At 47.7% G+C, this 15,085-nt stretch carries 12 protein-coding genes, 6 tRNA genes and 2 rRNA genes; 3 read left to right on the forward strand and 17 right to left on the reverse strand.

The features are described from left to right. Positions 1–83 precede the first annotated feature (83 nt). Positions 84–947, forward strand: coding sequence for an AraC family transcriptional regulator (locus GQF01_RS26630; protein WP_161409996.1), 864 nt, complete (start codon positions 84–86; stop codon positions 945–947). A gap of 4 nt (positions 948–951) precedes the next feature. On the opposite strand, the gene pelG is transcribed toward GQF01_RS26630, so the two are convergent. The 6 genes from pelG to GQF01_RS26660 are packed head-to-tail and all read right to left on the reverse strand — an operon-like array spanning position 952 to position 8,345. Continuing rightward, positions 952–2,418: an exopolysaccharide Pel transporter PelG gene (gene pelG / locus GQF01_RS26635; protein ID WP_161409997.1), complete on the reverse strand. Its 1,467-nt coding sequence runs from the start codon at positions 2,416–2,418 to the stop codon at positions 952–954. Continuing rightward, a complete protein-coding gene (pelF, locus tag GQF01_RS26640; RefSeq protein ID WP_161409998.1) occupies positions 2,418–3,830 on the reverse strand; it encodes a GT4 family glycosyltransferase PelF in 1,413 nt (470 codons plus the stop codon). Before pelF ends, pelG begins: the two co-directional genes overlap by 1 nt. Further along, positions 3,827–5,671: a DUF2194 domain-containing protein gene (locus tag GQF01_RS26645; protein ID WP_161409999.1), complete on the reverse strand. Its 1,845-nt coding sequence runs from the start codon at positions 5,669–5,671 to the stop codon at positions 3,827–3,829. Before GQF01_RS26645 ends, pelF begins: the two co-directional genes overlap by 4 nt. Then, positions 5,631–6,695 carry a tetratricopeptide repeat protein gene (locus tag GQF01_RS26650; protein ID WP_161410000.1) on the reverse strand — a complete coding sequence of 355 codons (1,065 nt, stop codon included), beginning with the start codon at positions 6,693–6,695 and terminating at the stop codon, positions 5,631–5,633. Before GQF01_RS26650 ends, GQF01_RS26645 begins: the two co-directional genes overlap by 41 nt. A 2-nt stretch (positions 6,696–6,697) precedes the next feature. After that, positions 6,698–7,927 (reverse strand): hypothetical protein, encoded by a 1,230-nt coding sequence (locus tag GQF01_RS26655; RefSeq protein ID WP_161410001.1) that lies wholly within the window; start codon positions 7,925–7,927, stop codon positions 6,698–6,700. 16 nt (positions 7,928–7,943) lie between these two features. Beyond that, positions 7,944–8,345, reverse strand: a complete 402-nt coding sequence (locus GQF01_RS26660) for a response regulator (protein WP_161410002.1) — start codon at positions 8,343–8,345, stop codon at positions 7,944–7,946. A 132-nt stretch (positions 8,346–8,477) separates the two neighbouring features. On the opposite strand from GQF01_RS26660, the gene GQF01_RS26665 reads away from it, so the two are divergent. Next, positions 8,478–9,311, forward strand: coding sequence for an endo alpha-1,4 polygalactosaminidase (locus GQF01_RS26665; RefSeq protein WP_161410003.1), 834 nt, complete (start codon positions 8,478–8,480; stop codon positions 9,309–9,311). A 5-nt stretch (positions 9,312–9,316) separates the two neighbouring features. On the opposite strand, the gene GQF01_RS26670 is transcribed toward GQF01_RS26665, so the two are convergent. The 3 genes from GQF01_RS26670 to GQF01_RS26680 form a co-directional block, all read right to left on the reverse strand. Then, entirely contained in the window at positions 9,317–10,237 is a 921-nt protein-coding gene (locus tag GQF01_RS26670; protein WP_161410004.1) for an NAD-dependent epimerase/dehydratase family protein, read from the reverse strand. 172 nt (positions 10,238–10,409) lie between these two features. Then, entirely contained in the window at positions 10,410–11,669 is a 1,260-nt protein-coding gene (locus tag GQF01_RS26675) for a (Fe-S)-binding protein (protein ID WP_161410009.1), read from the reverse strand. A gap of 61 nt (positions 11,670–11,730) precedes the next feature. Then, positions 11,731–13,146 (reverse strand): FAD-linked oxidase C-terminal domain-containing protein, encoded by a 1,416-nt coding sequence (locus tag GQF01_RS26680; protein WP_161410005.1) that lies wholly within the window; start codon positions 13,144–13,146, stop codon positions 11,731–11,733. A gap of 121 nt (positions 13,147–13,267) precedes the next feature. On the opposite strand from GQF01_RS26680, the gene GQF01_RS26685 reads away from it, so the two are divergent. Next, entirely contained in the window at positions 13,268–14,002 is a 735-nt protein-coding gene (locus GQF01_RS26685; protein WP_161410006.1) for a FadR/GntR family transcriptional regulator, read from the forward strand. Between the two features lie 139 nt (positions 14,003–14,141). Here GQF01_RS26685 and GQF01_RS26690 read toward each other — a convergent pair. The 8 genes from GQF01_RS26690 to GQF01_RS26725 form a co-directional block, all read right to left on the reverse strand. Beyond that, positions 14,142–14,221 (reverse strand) — tRNA-Leu (locus GQF01_RS26690). Between the two features lie 5 nt (positions 14,222–14,226). Then, positions 14,227–14,302 (reverse strand) — tRNA-Thr (locus tag GQF01_RS26695). A gap of 41 nt (positions 14,303–14,343) precedes the next feature. Next, positions 14,344–14,416, reverse strand: a tRNA-Phe gene (locus GQF01_RS26700). A 19-nt stretch (positions 14,417–14,435) separates the two neighbouring features. Then, positions 14,436–14,512 (reverse strand) — tRNA-Asp (locus tag GQF01_RS26705). A 25-nt stretch (positions 14,513–14,537) separates the two neighbouring features. Then, a tRNA-Val gene (locus tag GQF01_RS26710) sits at positions 14,538–14,613 on the reverse strand. 9 nt (positions 14,614–14,622) lie between these two features. After that, positions 14,623–14,697 (reverse strand) — tRNA-Glu (locus tag GQF01_RS26715). A 42-nt stretch (positions 14,698–14,739) separates the two neighbouring features. Continuing rightward, a 5S ribosomal RNA gene (rrf, locus tag GQF01_RS26720) occupies positions 14,740–14,856 on the reverse strand. A gap of 103 nt (positions 14,857–14,959) precedes the next feature. Then, positions 14,960–15,085, reverse strand: a 23S ribosomal RNA gene (locus GQF01_RS26725); the annotation flags it as partial.

Genomic DNA, 15,085 nt, shown 5'->3' on the forward strand with positions numbered 1-15,085 from the left:
TAAAATATTGATTTCTAGCACATTTATACGCTTTTTTGATATCATGAGAATGAGATGACAAGTGAAAGGAAGGAGCACACAACATGCATCCTATTCACAAAGTTTTTGATAACCATGAAACCTTTCCGTTCTCCTATGCCTATAAACACACAAAAAGCTCGCAAAGCGAGCTCCCTGAGCATTTCCATGACTGGTATGAAATTGTTTATGTGTACCGCGGCAAAGGCACCATTTTCATCGATCACACTTTCTACGAAATGAAGGCTGGAGACATCTTCCTTCTTCCCGGCAATATAATTCATCGCGCGAATCCGGATAAAGAAAGCCCCGTTACTTCAACAGCCATTTATTTCAGTTCTAGCCTAATTCAAGCGCCGCAGTTCGGCGAATCTTTCTCCTATTTGCAGAGCTTTGAGCAGGCCGTGGAGCTCCGCCACTATAGACTGGAAACGCTGCTTCCGCAAAGACAGCACTTTGAGCACTATCTGGAGACGATCCAGCACGAATTTAAGCAGGAAGGACCTGGCTATCAGCAGGCAATTTATGTACAACTGCTTCAGCTTCTGCTTTTTTTACAGCGTGATGTGGCCTCAGGCAATACATTCAATACAAGTGATCCCCTTGTAGCTCCTGTATGGATGAAGGATGTGCTGCTCTATATTGATGAGCATTTCTGTGAAGATATCGGGCTCAGAACACTTTCTAAACAAGCCTCCGTCTCGCCGTCCCATTTCAGCCGTGTTTTCAAGCAATTGATTGGGATGAATGTGACGGCTTACATTATTACCAAACGGGTTATTCGCGCTAAACAGCTGCTTTTTGAAAGTGATGTCAATATTCATCATATCGCGGAGCTTTGCGGCTTCGAGAGCCTGCCCCATTTTCACGCCATGTTCAAGAGAGTACTGGGCATGACACCGGCTGCTGCAAGGAAGAGCATCAGATAATTATTTATTTGAAAAAACGCTGCATATTCATTCTCTCACTGAGCTGCGTGAAGAAACCAGATTTCTCTTTGTAGATAATACTTTGGGTGATAAACGTGTGTACTTCAATCCGCTTCAAGAAGGTCAGCAACCGGAACCCGCTCCAGCCATAGGCAACAAGCCCCGCTAGAAAATAGCTAAAGCCATAGTAGTCAAAACCTAATGGTAGCAGGAAGCCCGTCAGCAGCACATTAAGCGCAAAGTAGATGCCACCGGTGATGAGAGCTCCTTTCCGATCCTCAAAGTACAGCATAAGCAGGATGTGGATAAGCATAATCGCATTCAACACAGCCCCTAGGGCGCAAAGTTTAAAGATGTCGATAACCGTTTTTTGCAGGCCAATCATTTCGAGCAGAATCTCGCTGATCAGGATGATAAACACGGTCAGAATAACCTGTAGCTTCGTCAACCGATATAGCTCCCGCCAGAGCACCTCAACCATACGTTTTTTGGCTTTTTGAATCATCTCTAGCGTTCCACCATTGGTTACGTAGCCGTAGAATGTTTTGTACTTGTCGTAAAACTCCGTTTCTACGGAAACAACGAACAAGACAAGCGACGGTATGACCGTAAGATTCGCCAAAAATACCGCGGTATCATAAATCGGACTATATAGAAACGTTTCCTCAATTTTAACGCCGGACGGCCCCAGCCAAATGATCATATTGTGCGACCAAACACCAATGTTATAGAGAAAACCAACCCATAGAAGGGAGGGATATTTATCGACATACTGTAAAAACCCATAAGGGTTAGCCGCTGTCTTAGCAGGAAATGCGCGCAGCAGTACATAAACCAGCATCACCATCGTAAGCAGTATGCCGCTGCTAAATCCAAGCAGAATATTCGTAGCCTGTCCATATTGTCCAAACGGAATCGGGTATTGAAGCAGCACAAAAACACAACCAATGGATACAACAGCTCCGGCCAAAAAAGCAATGGCAATCATCTTATAATCTTTCGCTGCGGTTAAGAAAACCATCGCCAGCCAAATCTGTCCGCACATGAAAAATAAGAGGACACTTAGCCCCTTATACAAGATGGACAGTGGTGAGGACCAGTAGAAAATGATAGCCGCAATCAGGGAAATGACAAAAATGATTCTGGAGATACCGATATAGGTTGGTGTAACAACCTCCAGTCGATTTTGGAAAAAGTGGTCCGCCAAATACCTCGTCACACTTAACTGCCAGCCCCCGGATAGCATCTGCGAAAAGATAAAGCTATAAGAAACCGTCACAATAAACAATTGGCGCTGCGCATCTTCGATATTTGCAAAATGAACGAGAATCACATTAATGAAAGCAATGCTCCCCACCGACAGAATCCAAGGACCAGCCGTAATAAATGAAGCATAGGCATAGGCGCGGACACGCATCGACAGATAGTCATCGCGGAATAGCTTTTGCAAGGTAAATCCGATTCCCGCCATTAGGTTACCACCTCATCGTATAACTGCTTATAAGCGTCAATAAATTGATCAGTTTGATAATAAGTAGCTACACGCTTGCGGCCTACTTGGCCCATATAACTCCGTTCATCCGGAAGAGCGTGCATTTTCAGCATCATATCAGCCATTGCCCTCGGATTCACGGGAGGCACAATGTACCCCGCAATACCTGCATCATGCTCATCCTTCCCTTCGAGCAGTTCCCGGCAGCTGCCAACTTCCGTACATATCCAGGGTACTCCAGCAGCCATCCCTTCAAGCACAGCCAGAGGTTGACCCTCACTAATGCTGCTTAGAATGAGCACATCGACCTGAGGCAAATAATCTTCAATGGCGACTTTGTCCGTAAATGTCACGATCGCCTCTAATTGCAAGTTGCGTGTTAACGCTAAGCACTCTTGATAGTAGTCCGGATCTTCATCTGTCGGTCCCATAATCAGCAGGCTCATGTTCGCAATCTCCGCGCTTGCTAGTCGTGTTGCGTAGAGCAACGTTTTGATATCTTTAATGGGCACTAGCCGCACCAATGCACCAAAAACGATACGCCCATGCATATTATTAGTTTGCCTAGGCAGCAGCGAAAGCCGCTTATAATCAACCCCGTTAGGAATCACCAGGGCTTGCTCCTTAGGAGTGCCTAGCTCCAGCTGAATTTGATGAGTACCGCCGTATAACGCGATGGTACGGTCAGCCGTAAGATAAGCTCCTTGAGACATATGATAAAAATAATCAATCCAACGCTTCTTGAAAGGCGGATCCACCCAAGCCGATTTCAAAATCTCTTCCTCTCGCTCCCTTGCATAAACGCCATGCTCGGTAAGCAGGAATGGCTTATGGTGCGCCATGCGCAAATAGGTCCCAATTAAGCCCGCATATCCGGTCGATACGGCATGATACACATCTGCGTTCGGATAGGATTGCTGCAGCAGATACACCGCTGGCAAGTACATGGATCGCCATGTCCAGAAGTAGCTGTTAAACGAATGCTCCGGCATTTCCCTCTCGTAGGCGTCGACCAGGAAGCTCCAGAAGTTTTCGCTTTTCATAAAAGAAACTGGGTTGCCCACCTTCGCTTGATCCGCAATGAGCGTAAGCGCCTGCTCCGAGCCCGGCTTGAATGCAAACCAGGCCAGACACGCTTCAGCCTCGGCTGCCGACAACCGCGGAGCCCTGCCCTCCTCCAGATTCTGATAGTCCATTATGAAGACGTCGTGAATGCCGGATAAATTGGCTGGCAGCTTATATTTATAGGTAGACTCCTCCTTACGGGAGGAGGAGATGGCAATGATTTCAAACTCATGCTGGGACATGGAGGCAATGAGCATCTGAATCCAACTGGCTACCCCCCCCGATACATAGGGATAGCTCCCTTCTACAATCAAGGCAATTTTCATGGCTTACTTTCCTTTAGCTGTATTGTCACTGTTGGCTGGAGGGCATCCAAATGCCATATGCTTTCCACGTCATCCAAACGCGTGAGATGTCCCGCTTCTTTGGCGACCTCTGGAACCTGATGATTCGGCACCCGAATGGTGTAATGCATAGGAATTAATTGATCCTTCGTTGTTATCGTGATCGCCTCTTTGCCATAATGAACGTTAACCGTTCCTGCTTCATATAGACTGAACTTCTTCACTGCATCTCTAACAGTTAGTGGTTCTAAATAGGTATACGTCTTGTTCAACCATGACATCCAGCCCTCAAAGTGCTGGCTCAAGTATTTCCAGCCTTTCCCTCCCGACCGGTTGATATCCAGTGCGTCGTCTGGATGCACAAAGTGATTCACCATACCGAAATTGGCGATAGCATCGTTAATTGTAAACAGCTGCCCTTCATCGATGACGTAGCCCGAAGAAATACGCGGAAAATTCGTAAACTGCGGAAACTCGCGATCAACCCCAAACTCCTGCTCGAGGAATCCCTTCTCGCCTCCAACTGTATAGAGCGATGAAACGATATCAACCGAAGGCTCCGCTTCGGCTAATGCTCGTTTGCCCGTCCTATTCATAACATTCGATGGCGGCACATAGGTTTTCAATTCGTGCCCGGGGAACAAGCTCTCCGACAGCTCTGTCAGCCGTTTGAGGCTCTCTACCATCGCCGCCTGATTCGGCCAAGGGACATAGCCAAGCTCACTCTTAATCGGTTCATCCGCCGTAACAAGCGATTGATGGTTATAACCATGCAGCCCAATCTCGCCTCCGAGGCTGAGCAATCGGGAACCGAAGTAGGGGATCAGCTTCGGTGTATCTACCAGCAAGGAAGGCAGCGGGGAGCTGGTCTGATTCTGATAGGTACCGATCAGAAGTCCCGTGTATTTCCATCCGTACAACTTCGAGAAGCGGACCATGTCTTCCCACCAAATCCGTTCATAGAAGGCAGGGGTGCTGAGTCCGAATTCTTGGTGAATGAGCGGATTATCCACCTGCGGCACAGGCGAAGGAAAATCGTCGATGTTTAAGCTTCTCGATGCCACCTGTGACGTCACGAAGCTGTCGAGGGCAAGACCAATGGATTGCACCATAAGTCCTCTGCCTTCTTTCTGCACGTTGGACGTAGAATTCCAATAGACGACTTTCCCTTGTCCGTAAGTGTTTGTCCACAGTAAGGGATTCTTTTGGGCGGACAGATAGACCTGTGCCTGAGGGACTAGCTTTACATCCAACATATTGCTGGAAAATATCAAGTTCGTTTCTGGAAGATCCGGATAGCCAGGAAACACGGTTTTATTCACCGTAATACCTTGGTTGGATCCCGAAAAATAGCCGTTATTGCTTGCGATCCCCAGCAGATTATTCCATTCAGGTGCATAAAAGCGGGTGTACGCAATCAATCGTCCTCCCTGCTGGACATAGGACTGAATCGTTATCTGATCCAACTCGCTGATATCTTCCCCGGTTAAGATAAGAGCTGTCGATGGCGCAGGTTTTACCATTTTCATATCATTAGCAGCAATCGTTTCCGAATGCAGTTTGGCAAGCTCCAGAGCATGTTCAAGATTCTCCTTCACTTTGAAGCCTTCGGAATCATCAGGATTCGTGTATACGTACAGTTTTAGTTCTGCACCTGCTGCTTCCGTATTTGCTGAGCTTTTTGTTATAAATGTCGCCTCTTTGAACAAATATCTCGATGGAGATAAAGGAAACACATCCACAACTCGAACCGTTTGCAAAGCAATACCAAGCAGCAGCATACTAACGGTAACGAATGAAAAAATGATCCGTTTGCGGGACACCTTGTTCCTTCATCTCCTTCCAAAATTGAATAGCAGGCAGATATTCATGCGGAACTTCAACTTCACTATCCAACCATAGTTGGGCAAATTCGCTTAAATGCTCCAGCTTTCCTTCTGCATACATGCCCTCTGCTGTGGTTAGGTAGACCAAGTACTCATAATCCTTCACATCAGACAGCTGCTCGGCCCACCGAATAGCCGCTGGGTAGTCCCTCTCCATACGTGCCAAATGGCACAGCTCAGCAATAAACCGCGGCTCATACGGGAATTGAAGCTTGCCTCTAGCAATCCATAACTTAAACGCATGCCTCACTTCAATGGCTAGTTCTTCTGTTAATAAACGGCTTTCTAAGTACTGCCGATAGGCGTTAAATAACTCCTGCCATGTCTCCAGGGATTTATCGTTCTGTTGCAAAAGCTGCGTCCATTTTTTGATGCTCCGAATGTATTGCTCGTTCAAATAGTTCAGGCTAGTCGCGGCGTAATGCACCACTTCAGGATCATTATTTCGCAGAGCTTCATGAAACAGCTCCACTTTGTTATGACCCTCGTAGTCTAATAATGAGAAGAGGGCTTCCTTTTTACCCGTATGATCACTGGACATCAGCACCTCGCGAACTGGCGTGCGATTCGACTCCGCTTCAACATTAATGTGATAACTTTCCAGCGAATGCGGGGTGTGATAGACATATTGCTCGTACTCTTCATAGAAATCATCCCGAAATCGATAAATGAGCATCCCTATCCAGATGAGTGCCCCCGCCGCAAATCCGATACCCGGAAAGAAGAGCATGAGCGTTTGCAGCCAGCCTGCACTTATCCGATCTTCCGTGCGCAGACTAACGAATTTCAGCAGTACATAATACATGAAGACCAGCAGCAGATGAAGCCATATACATATCCCAAGCTGCGCAAAATGAATGATCTGCAGGGCATCCAGCGCTGCGAACAGGAGACTTACCGCTGCTGCAAGCCAAGCACCCGCAGTTACATCGAAGTGTCGAGCATGTCTCGTTACTCTCATAGCTAGCCCCCCCGATTGAAGCGATCGCGAATTCTTTCTTCAATAAGCGCCGCAAGTTCCGGGGATGTCGCAGGAAGTAAGAACAACAGTTCGCCACGGAAGGCATCATAAGACATCGCATCTTCGTCACGGAGCATAAGCCGTGTAATTTCGTTGATTTCCCGCAGCGCAGCGGACTCCTCCATCTCACCCAAATCGATTGGCAGCTGCAATAGCAGAAATTTCTGATCAAAGTCTGATGCCCGTAACGTTTCTTCATTGAGCTTGGCGTAGAAATACTCTGGTACCATCACTTTCGTGTCTGGGAAGTAACGCTGGTTATTCAGTTTCTGCTCTCTTTCGAATGCCTTCACGCAGCTCTCGCCCATCCAGGTCAGAATAAGCCGGAACAAATCAAGCGTGTGTTTGTTCATACTGACGAAATCCAAGCCATTCAACCCGATGATAGCTACAATTTGGTTGTTCTGATCAAGCAGAGGTCCTGCTAGGAGAGGAATATCCTGAGGTTCGCCCTCCAGACGCAGTTGAATGCTCTTCTCCTCGCGCACACGCGCGTACAGAGAAGGTATATCCAGAAAAACCGTGGCCGGATATCGGGGTTCCGAGCCGTAGTACACTTTCAGCCGAAGAACATCCCCCGTAGGATTCATGCGATAGATCACGATAGAGCCAGCTTGAATCAGATCTTTGCACAGCCTAACCGCATCGGTAAAAATGATTTCCGAATCCTCGGAGTCCAGTGCCTTGGCTATTTTATATAGCGTAAATAAGCTCTCCTGAGCTCCAATGACTTTCGTTTCCAAAGCTTTTTTAACAACATAGAGATCCTTATAGCTCTCTTCCACTTTCGCTAAGTGCTGTTTGTTTTCCTCAAATTCATCTGCGAGGATGCTGTAGCGAAAACGTAAATCAGAAGCTACGTGACCGACAAACAACGCTATACCCCAATAACTAATGAACCATTTCGCCTGGTCCCAGCGGTCAAAAAGACCATACAGGTCTCCATTCATCTCTATGTACGTAGCAATATGCAGCAAGCTTGCGCCCCCGGCAGTTGCGATTCCGATGCGAATCCCGTAGCGAAGAGAAAAGTAAAGAATTACAAACATCAACGGATTTAGCGACCAAGCTAACCAATCCACTCGATAAACGAGGTAGATCACAATTAGAATAGCAAAAATGACGGCAAGCTCGAGCCAGGCGATCCATCTTCGGTTTTGACGAAAAATCAATCAGGCTTCCTCCAAACTAAACATCGATTGGTCTAATCACGATCGGATTATTCTTTTTTATATAGATTTGCAGCATTTGTGTATAAATGTCATCCGTTTGAAAAGGCTTAATAAAGTAATCGTCCGCTCCAGCCATCATCGATTTCGATAATTCACTAATTGAATGCTTCGCACTCATTAGAAAAATGGGCGTCCTTGAGAACCTTTTGTCTGAACGAAGCTCTCGGCATAATTCGAATCCGTTCATCCCAGGCATGCGCACATCCATAAGTACGGCATCCGGTTTCAATTCCTTAATGACAGACAAGGCGTGAACGGGGTCTTCGAAAGATGAGATACGCAAACCCTTGGCTTCGAACATTTCCTTCAGGAAATTGAGGAGTACGAAGTCATCGTCCACAATAGCTATGTGATTCATAGGTGTCAGCTCCTAACGATTGGCATTCATGATATAGCATTGCTCTGTTACGTCAACTTTATCTATATCTCCGATATTTTTTATCCTATAATGAAAACAAATTTGAATCTAAAAGGGTGGACAGTGCGAACGATGAAAAAAACATGGCCCTACACGACAGCGATAATCGTTTCAATCAGCCTGCTCTCGTTTTTGTTCAAACAGTACGCCCAAGCACACGGACCTTTTCAGCATGTGAAAAACTACTCGCTTTATTATGGAAGTTCAACTGTCCAGGCAATCAACAAATTAAAAACGAAGGATCTTATTATTATTGAACCCCAGCTCTTCACTAAGGATCAAATCAAGGATATTCAGTCGAAGGGCACCCTTGTCATTGGTTACCTGAGCCTGATGGAAGCGCCTGCATGGAACTTGCTCCGCTCAAAGGATCTGGTGCCACAGGATTATTTATGGCAAAAAGGCGAGCGTATCCATTTCCCGCAGTGGGACTCTTACTTAATGGATTTGCGACAAAGTCACTATCGAAATCTGCTGACAGCAGAAATGCAAACTTCGATCGCGGACAAAGGAATGAACGGAGTTTTCCTTGATACCGTTGGGGATATTGATGATTACATCAAAGATACAACAACCCAGACACAAACGAGAGAAGCTTACGTGACTTTCCTACACGATGTGAGGAAACAGTTCCCGCAGCTCTCCATCATACAAAATCGCGGTTTTGAAACGCTGGATTATTCGGCCGCTTATATCGATGCCTTCCTATGGGAAGACTGGCGGGCCAATTGGAAGAAGGATGCCTGGATGAAGGCGAACGTAGAGAAGCTGCAGAAGGAGCAGAAGAAGGGATTAACCGTTTTTACGATCTCTTTGCATAAAGAGAGTTCTCCCGGAAAAGAAGCTCGTAAGTTGAAATTCATACATATGAATGCCCCAGACGGGTACACGGAAAAAGTGTACTAATTGCGTTAATCATATTGTGTTTGATAATAGGCAAATGTTGCTCCCAAACCGTCCCTAAGTGTAAACATGGGGCTCCAGCCGAGAGCATTAAGCGCTGCGCGATTGTCTAATCGGCTGTGGACGATATCGCCTGTGCGTGCGGCTTCATAAGATGGATTGAAGCTGCTTCCGGTAATGGAGCACATTTCCTTCAGAAGGTCGTTGACGCTCGTTTGTTCATTGCAACTAATATTGTAAATCCCACGACTGCCTTTATTCAGGGCAGCTCTGTTGGCTCTCACGATGTCTTGGACATAAATGAAATCTCTCGTTTGTTCCCCATCGCCATAAATGATCGGCTGCTTGCCTTCCAGAAGCTTATCCAAAAAGATGGCAACGACCCCGCCCTCTCCTTTAGGGTCCTGCCTAACACCATATACATTCGCATACCGCAGGATGGTATAGTCCATACCAGATAGCAAAGCAAAACTTTCAATGTAATGTTCCGGCGTATGCTTAGAAATACCATAGAAGGATAGCGGCCTGACCGGATGCGCTTCGTCCACACTCAAATATTGCGGAGTCCCATAGACCGCAGCAGAGGAGGCATAAATCAACTTCCGAACACCATGCTCTCGGCACTGCTCCAGCAAGGCAATTGTCCCCAAAATGTTGATTTTGGCATCCAAGAATGGATTCGCAAGCGAAGTCTGAATATCGATTTGCGCCGCATGATGAATGACAACCTCTGGACGCGCAGCAGCGAATACCTCCGCAAGCCCACTGTCCAGTAAATCCCCATGATGAAAAACAGCTCTTGGATTCACATATGCCATATGCCCCGTAGAAAGATTATCAAGTATATGCACATCATGCCCCTCCTGAAGCAGGTCATCGACAATCTGTGATCCAATAAAACCGGCTCCTCCGGTAACTAAAATGTTCACGTAAATACTCCTCCCCCTACTGCTAACGCAAGCAACGCATACTACTTTGAATCTACAGCTTTACCGTTAGTTTAACCCTATCTCTCTATTTTACCAAAAGAATGCAGAAAATCGGCGTAAACGGACAAAAAACAAGCCATCCTCTTACGAGAACGGCCTGCTTGGTTAGAACTTAATGTTTGACAACACGATCATATAAAAAGTCCGCAATATGGACAGCTTCCATCTTGCCTTTTTGCCCATGCTTATCAATCCCCAGTTTCATCTGCAGCAAGCAGCCTGGGTTGCTCGTCACCAGATAGCTGGCCTCGGTCGCATTCACATTCACCATTTTACCTTCGAGAATCTGATTCGCCATCTCTGGCTGCGTCACGTTATAAATACCAGCAGATCCACAGCAAGAGCCCGCATCCTTCATTTCAACAAAAGTAACATTACCTACTTCTTTCAGCAGCTGTCTGGACGGATTGCTGCCTTTCATTACATTGCGCAGATGGCAGGAATCTTGATACGTCACACGGGTAGAAGTCGTAGCCGACTCACTGTCAGCGAACTGCAGTGGACGCCCTTTTTCCACAAGAATAGTTGAAATGTCTTTCACACGCTTAGCGAACCAGTCTGCAGCTTCCTTCCATTCCGGCTCATCATGCAGTAAATGATCGTACTCCACTAGAATCGCGCCGCAACCACCTGCATTCGATACAATAAAGTCGACGCCGGCTTCTTGGAAAGCACGAATGTTATTTTTGGCCAGCATTTTGGCTTGATCGCTTTCACCGCTATGTGCATGTAGAGCGCCGCAGCAGTTCTGCGTCTCCGGAATGACAACATCAAAGCCTGCTTCAGACAGCAGCTTGACGGTTTTGATATTCGTTTGGGTGAACATCACATCCATCAAACAGCCCCTGAACATGCCGACGGTAGCAATCTTCTCCCCTTTGGCCGGGATGAAAGTGCCGAGGAGTTGTGTAATGCCTTTGCCGGAAGCATCAGGCAGAATTTTCTCCATATCAGACAGCTGCTTGGAAAATAAACCGACAACGCCTGTTTTTCGAACAACGGACTGCAGTCCTGACTTTTTATAAAAATGCATTCCTGATCCAAGCAGGCGCATTTTTTGTTGGGAGGGGAACAGCTCTTTGAAAACCATCTTGCGTACGCCGCGTATCCACCATCTATGCTGTTTCGTATGCGTTTCAACTGCATCGCGGGCCTGTTCAATTAGTTGCCCATATTTCACATCGGCCGGACAAGCCGGCTCACATGCGCGGCAGCCCAAGCAGTGGTTCATTTGATCCTCGAAGGAAATACCCGGTTCCATAATGCCATCTACGGCTGCTTTCATCAAGGAAATGCGCCCGCGCGGGGACTCGGCTTCAATGCCCGTTTCCTTAAACGTTGGACACACAGGAAGGCAGAAGCCGCAGCGCATGCAGTTCGTCAATTGATTGTAATCCAGCTTCTGGATTAGCGTTTCCTGAAGAGTTGCCCCTTTAGCCACGGTCGATCACCACCCTGCGTCTGGATTCTTTGGCAAACATTTTGCCCGGATTCAATAAATGATGAGGGTCGAACACGTCTTTAATCCCTTTCATCATCGCAATGCCGCTGCTTCCTACTTTCCATTCCAAGAAAGGTGCTTTAACCAGACCAACGCCGTGCTCGCCTGTGATCGTTCCGCCCATCTGGATCGCAGCTTCAAAAATCTCCTCGAAAGCTGCTTCCACACGGTGGATTTCATCATGATCCCTTGCATCCGTTGTAGCTGTCGGGTGAAGATTGCCGTCTCCTGCATGCCCAAATGTGCAAATCTGCACACGATGCTTCTCGGCGATTCGGTTAATCTCCAGCACCATATCCGCAATCTTGGAGCGCGGTACTGTCGCATCCTCCAGAATCGTTGTCGGACGCAACCGTGCAAGTGCCGTGAAGGCGCTTCTTCTTGCAGTCAACAGCTTCAGCGCTTCCTCCTGATTGCTCGCAATGCTAACTTCGTGCGCCTGTTCTTCGCGGCAAATTTCCGAGATGCGGGCAATGTCCCGCTCTACCATTTCCATCTCGCCATCCTGCTCAATCAGGAGGATCGCTGCCATATCTAGCGGTAGACCGAGCTTCGCGAAGTCGTCTACAACGCGGATCGTTGGATTATCCATGAATTCCAGAGTTGCTGGAATGATGCGATTTTCAATAATTTTGGAGACCGTACGGGCTGCGCCGTATAAATCTTTGTACATGGCCAGCATCGTTTTCTTATACTTTGGAGGTGGAATCAATTTCAGAGTAGCTTCCGTAATAACAGCAAGTGTTCCCTCTGAGCCGATCAGCAGCTTCGTCAAATCATATCCAGCTACGTCTTTCATCAATTTTCCGCCTGTACGCATGATTTCACCGTTAGCCAGTACGCACTCCAAGCCGATTACATAGTCTTTGGTCGTGCCGTATTTCAGACCACGTAGTCCTCCGGAGCACTCCGCAATATTGCCACCAATCGTAGAGATCGCCATAGAACTTGGATCTGGTGGATAAAATAAGCCCAGACCTTCAATGTGCTCAATAAACTGCTTCGTAATAATACCCGGCTGCACGGTTGCCGTCAGATTCTGCATATCAACGTCAAGGATCGCGTTCATACGATGCATTACCATCACAATGCCGCCTTGAACAGGAACGGTTCCGCCGCAAAGATTCGTGCCTGAGCCCCTGCTCACTAGCGGAATACGATGCTCATTCAACACCTTCATAATGGCGGAGACCTGTGCCGTATCCTTGGGGTAGATGACGCCATCCGGCAGCGACTGGAGCATAGGTGTTCCGTCATACGAATGGGTAACGAGAGATTCCATATCATCTTTAAAATACATATCGCCTACAATATTGAACAGTTGTTGTCTAATTTGGTTATCGAGCATAGCAGCCTCCCACGGGACTAATCATATCTATCAACAATAAGTGATCATGTGATCAGATGACTTTCCTTCTATTTTAGCTTATGATTGAATAGATGTATAGATCTTTTATGGGGGAATAGGCATGGCATTTCAGCAGATACGGCCGCAAAAGGGCTCGGAAATCGTAATGGAGCAAATTAAAACACAAATAGAGACAGGAACCTATGCACCAGGTTCAAAGTTGCCAACTGTCGTTGAGCTCGCTGCGAGCTTCCAAGTTGGCCGATCTACGATTCGCGAAGCCCTGAGCGGGTTGAAAGCAATTGGATGGGTGGATATCCGGCATGGCGGAGGTACCTTCGTCAGCAATCCGCTGCCTACGGACAGCGCGTCCCTCTTTGATCAAGGAGACTCGCTGCAAGAAGTGCAGGAGGTGCGGAGGTTCATCGAAGCGGGTTGTGCGTCGCTGGCCGCAGTTAGGCGGACAGAAGCCAATGTAGCTGCGCTTCGGGATATTCTTCAGGCGATGGAGCGGTCCCTTGGCAACGAGGACGATAGTGAACAAGCCGATATCCGTTTTCACCTGGAAATCGCCAAAGCCTCCCATAATTCCCTCATGATCGGAATGATGGAGTCTTTAACGGAGAGACTTCAGGTGAGCATGAAGGCTTCTCGCCGTTTGTGGTTTTTTGCTGAGCGCGCATCTGCCGAGAAGCTTCTGCAGGAGCATCGTGACATTGTCGATGCCATCGATGCCCGGGATGAGACGCTTGCAGCGGAGCGGATGTCGCAGCATATACAGAAGGTGGACCAGGTTGTCCAGCGGCTGGCCAAGCTGTCTACGGATGCTTCCATGCAGACGCCTTCTGGTTCCTGATCGGTTGAAGGGTAGCATGTTGCAAGAAAAGAGTGCCTAATTCCTGCTTCATCTACAGGAATTAGGCACTCTTTTCTTATGTGTCAGGGTATACAGAAAAACAGGTAAAACCATGAGATGGTCTTACCTGTCTTTGAGATGCGCGTAGAGGGACTTGAACCCCCACGGTCGCCCGCTAGATCCTAAGTCTAGTGCGTCTGCCAATTCCGCCATACGCGCGCATGTGGTGCCGTCGAGAGGACTTGAACCCCCAACCTACTGATTACAAGTCAGTTGCTCTACCAGTTGAGCTACAACGGCATATTCATTTGTAATGGGGTTCCCGAAAAGTAATCGGAGAATGGCTCGGGACGGAATCGAACCGCCGACACGAGGATTTTCAGTCCTCTGCTCTACCGACTGAGCTACCGAGCCTTACAAGGTGTTGGAAAAATGGCGGAGCCGACGGGATTCGAACCCGCGGTCTCCTGCGTGACAGGCAGGCATGTTAGGCCTCTACACCACGGCTCCGCGTTATAAAGTGTAACTGTTATAATGGTGAACGCTGACGGGATCGAACCGCCGACCCTTACCCTGTCAAGGTAATGCTCTCCCAGCTGAGCTAAGCGTTCAGGCATTAGTGGTGACCCGTAGGGGACTCGAACCCCTGTTACCTCCGTGAAAGGGAGGTGTCTTAACCACTTGACCAACGGGCCAAAATTCCCCAAAACGAAAATCCGTATTGGGGCAAATATACTGCTTGGCAACGTTCTACTCTCCCAGAACCCTGCGGTTCAAGTACCATCGACGCTGGAGGGCTTAACGGTTGTGTTCGAGATGGGAACGCGTGGGTCCCCTCCGCCATCATCACCAAACAGTCAAAGCGTGGTTTGCGCCTTGAAAACTAGATACGAAACTTGCGTAAAGAATATTTGTCATCTCTGTTAGACGTAGAGACTAGCTGCTTAGTCAGCTGTTTTGGTTAAGCCCTCGACCGATTAGTATTCGTCAGCTGCATGCGTTACCGCACTTCCACCTCGAACCTATCAACCTCGTCGTCTACAAGGGGTCTTACATACTGGGAAATCTCATCTTGAGGGGGGC

It is taken from the genome of Paenibacillus silvestris, assembly GCF_009882985.1.
Classification (GTDB): Bacteria; Bacillota; Bacilli; order Paenibacillales; family NBRC-103111; genus Paenibacillus_E; species Paenibacillus_E silvestris.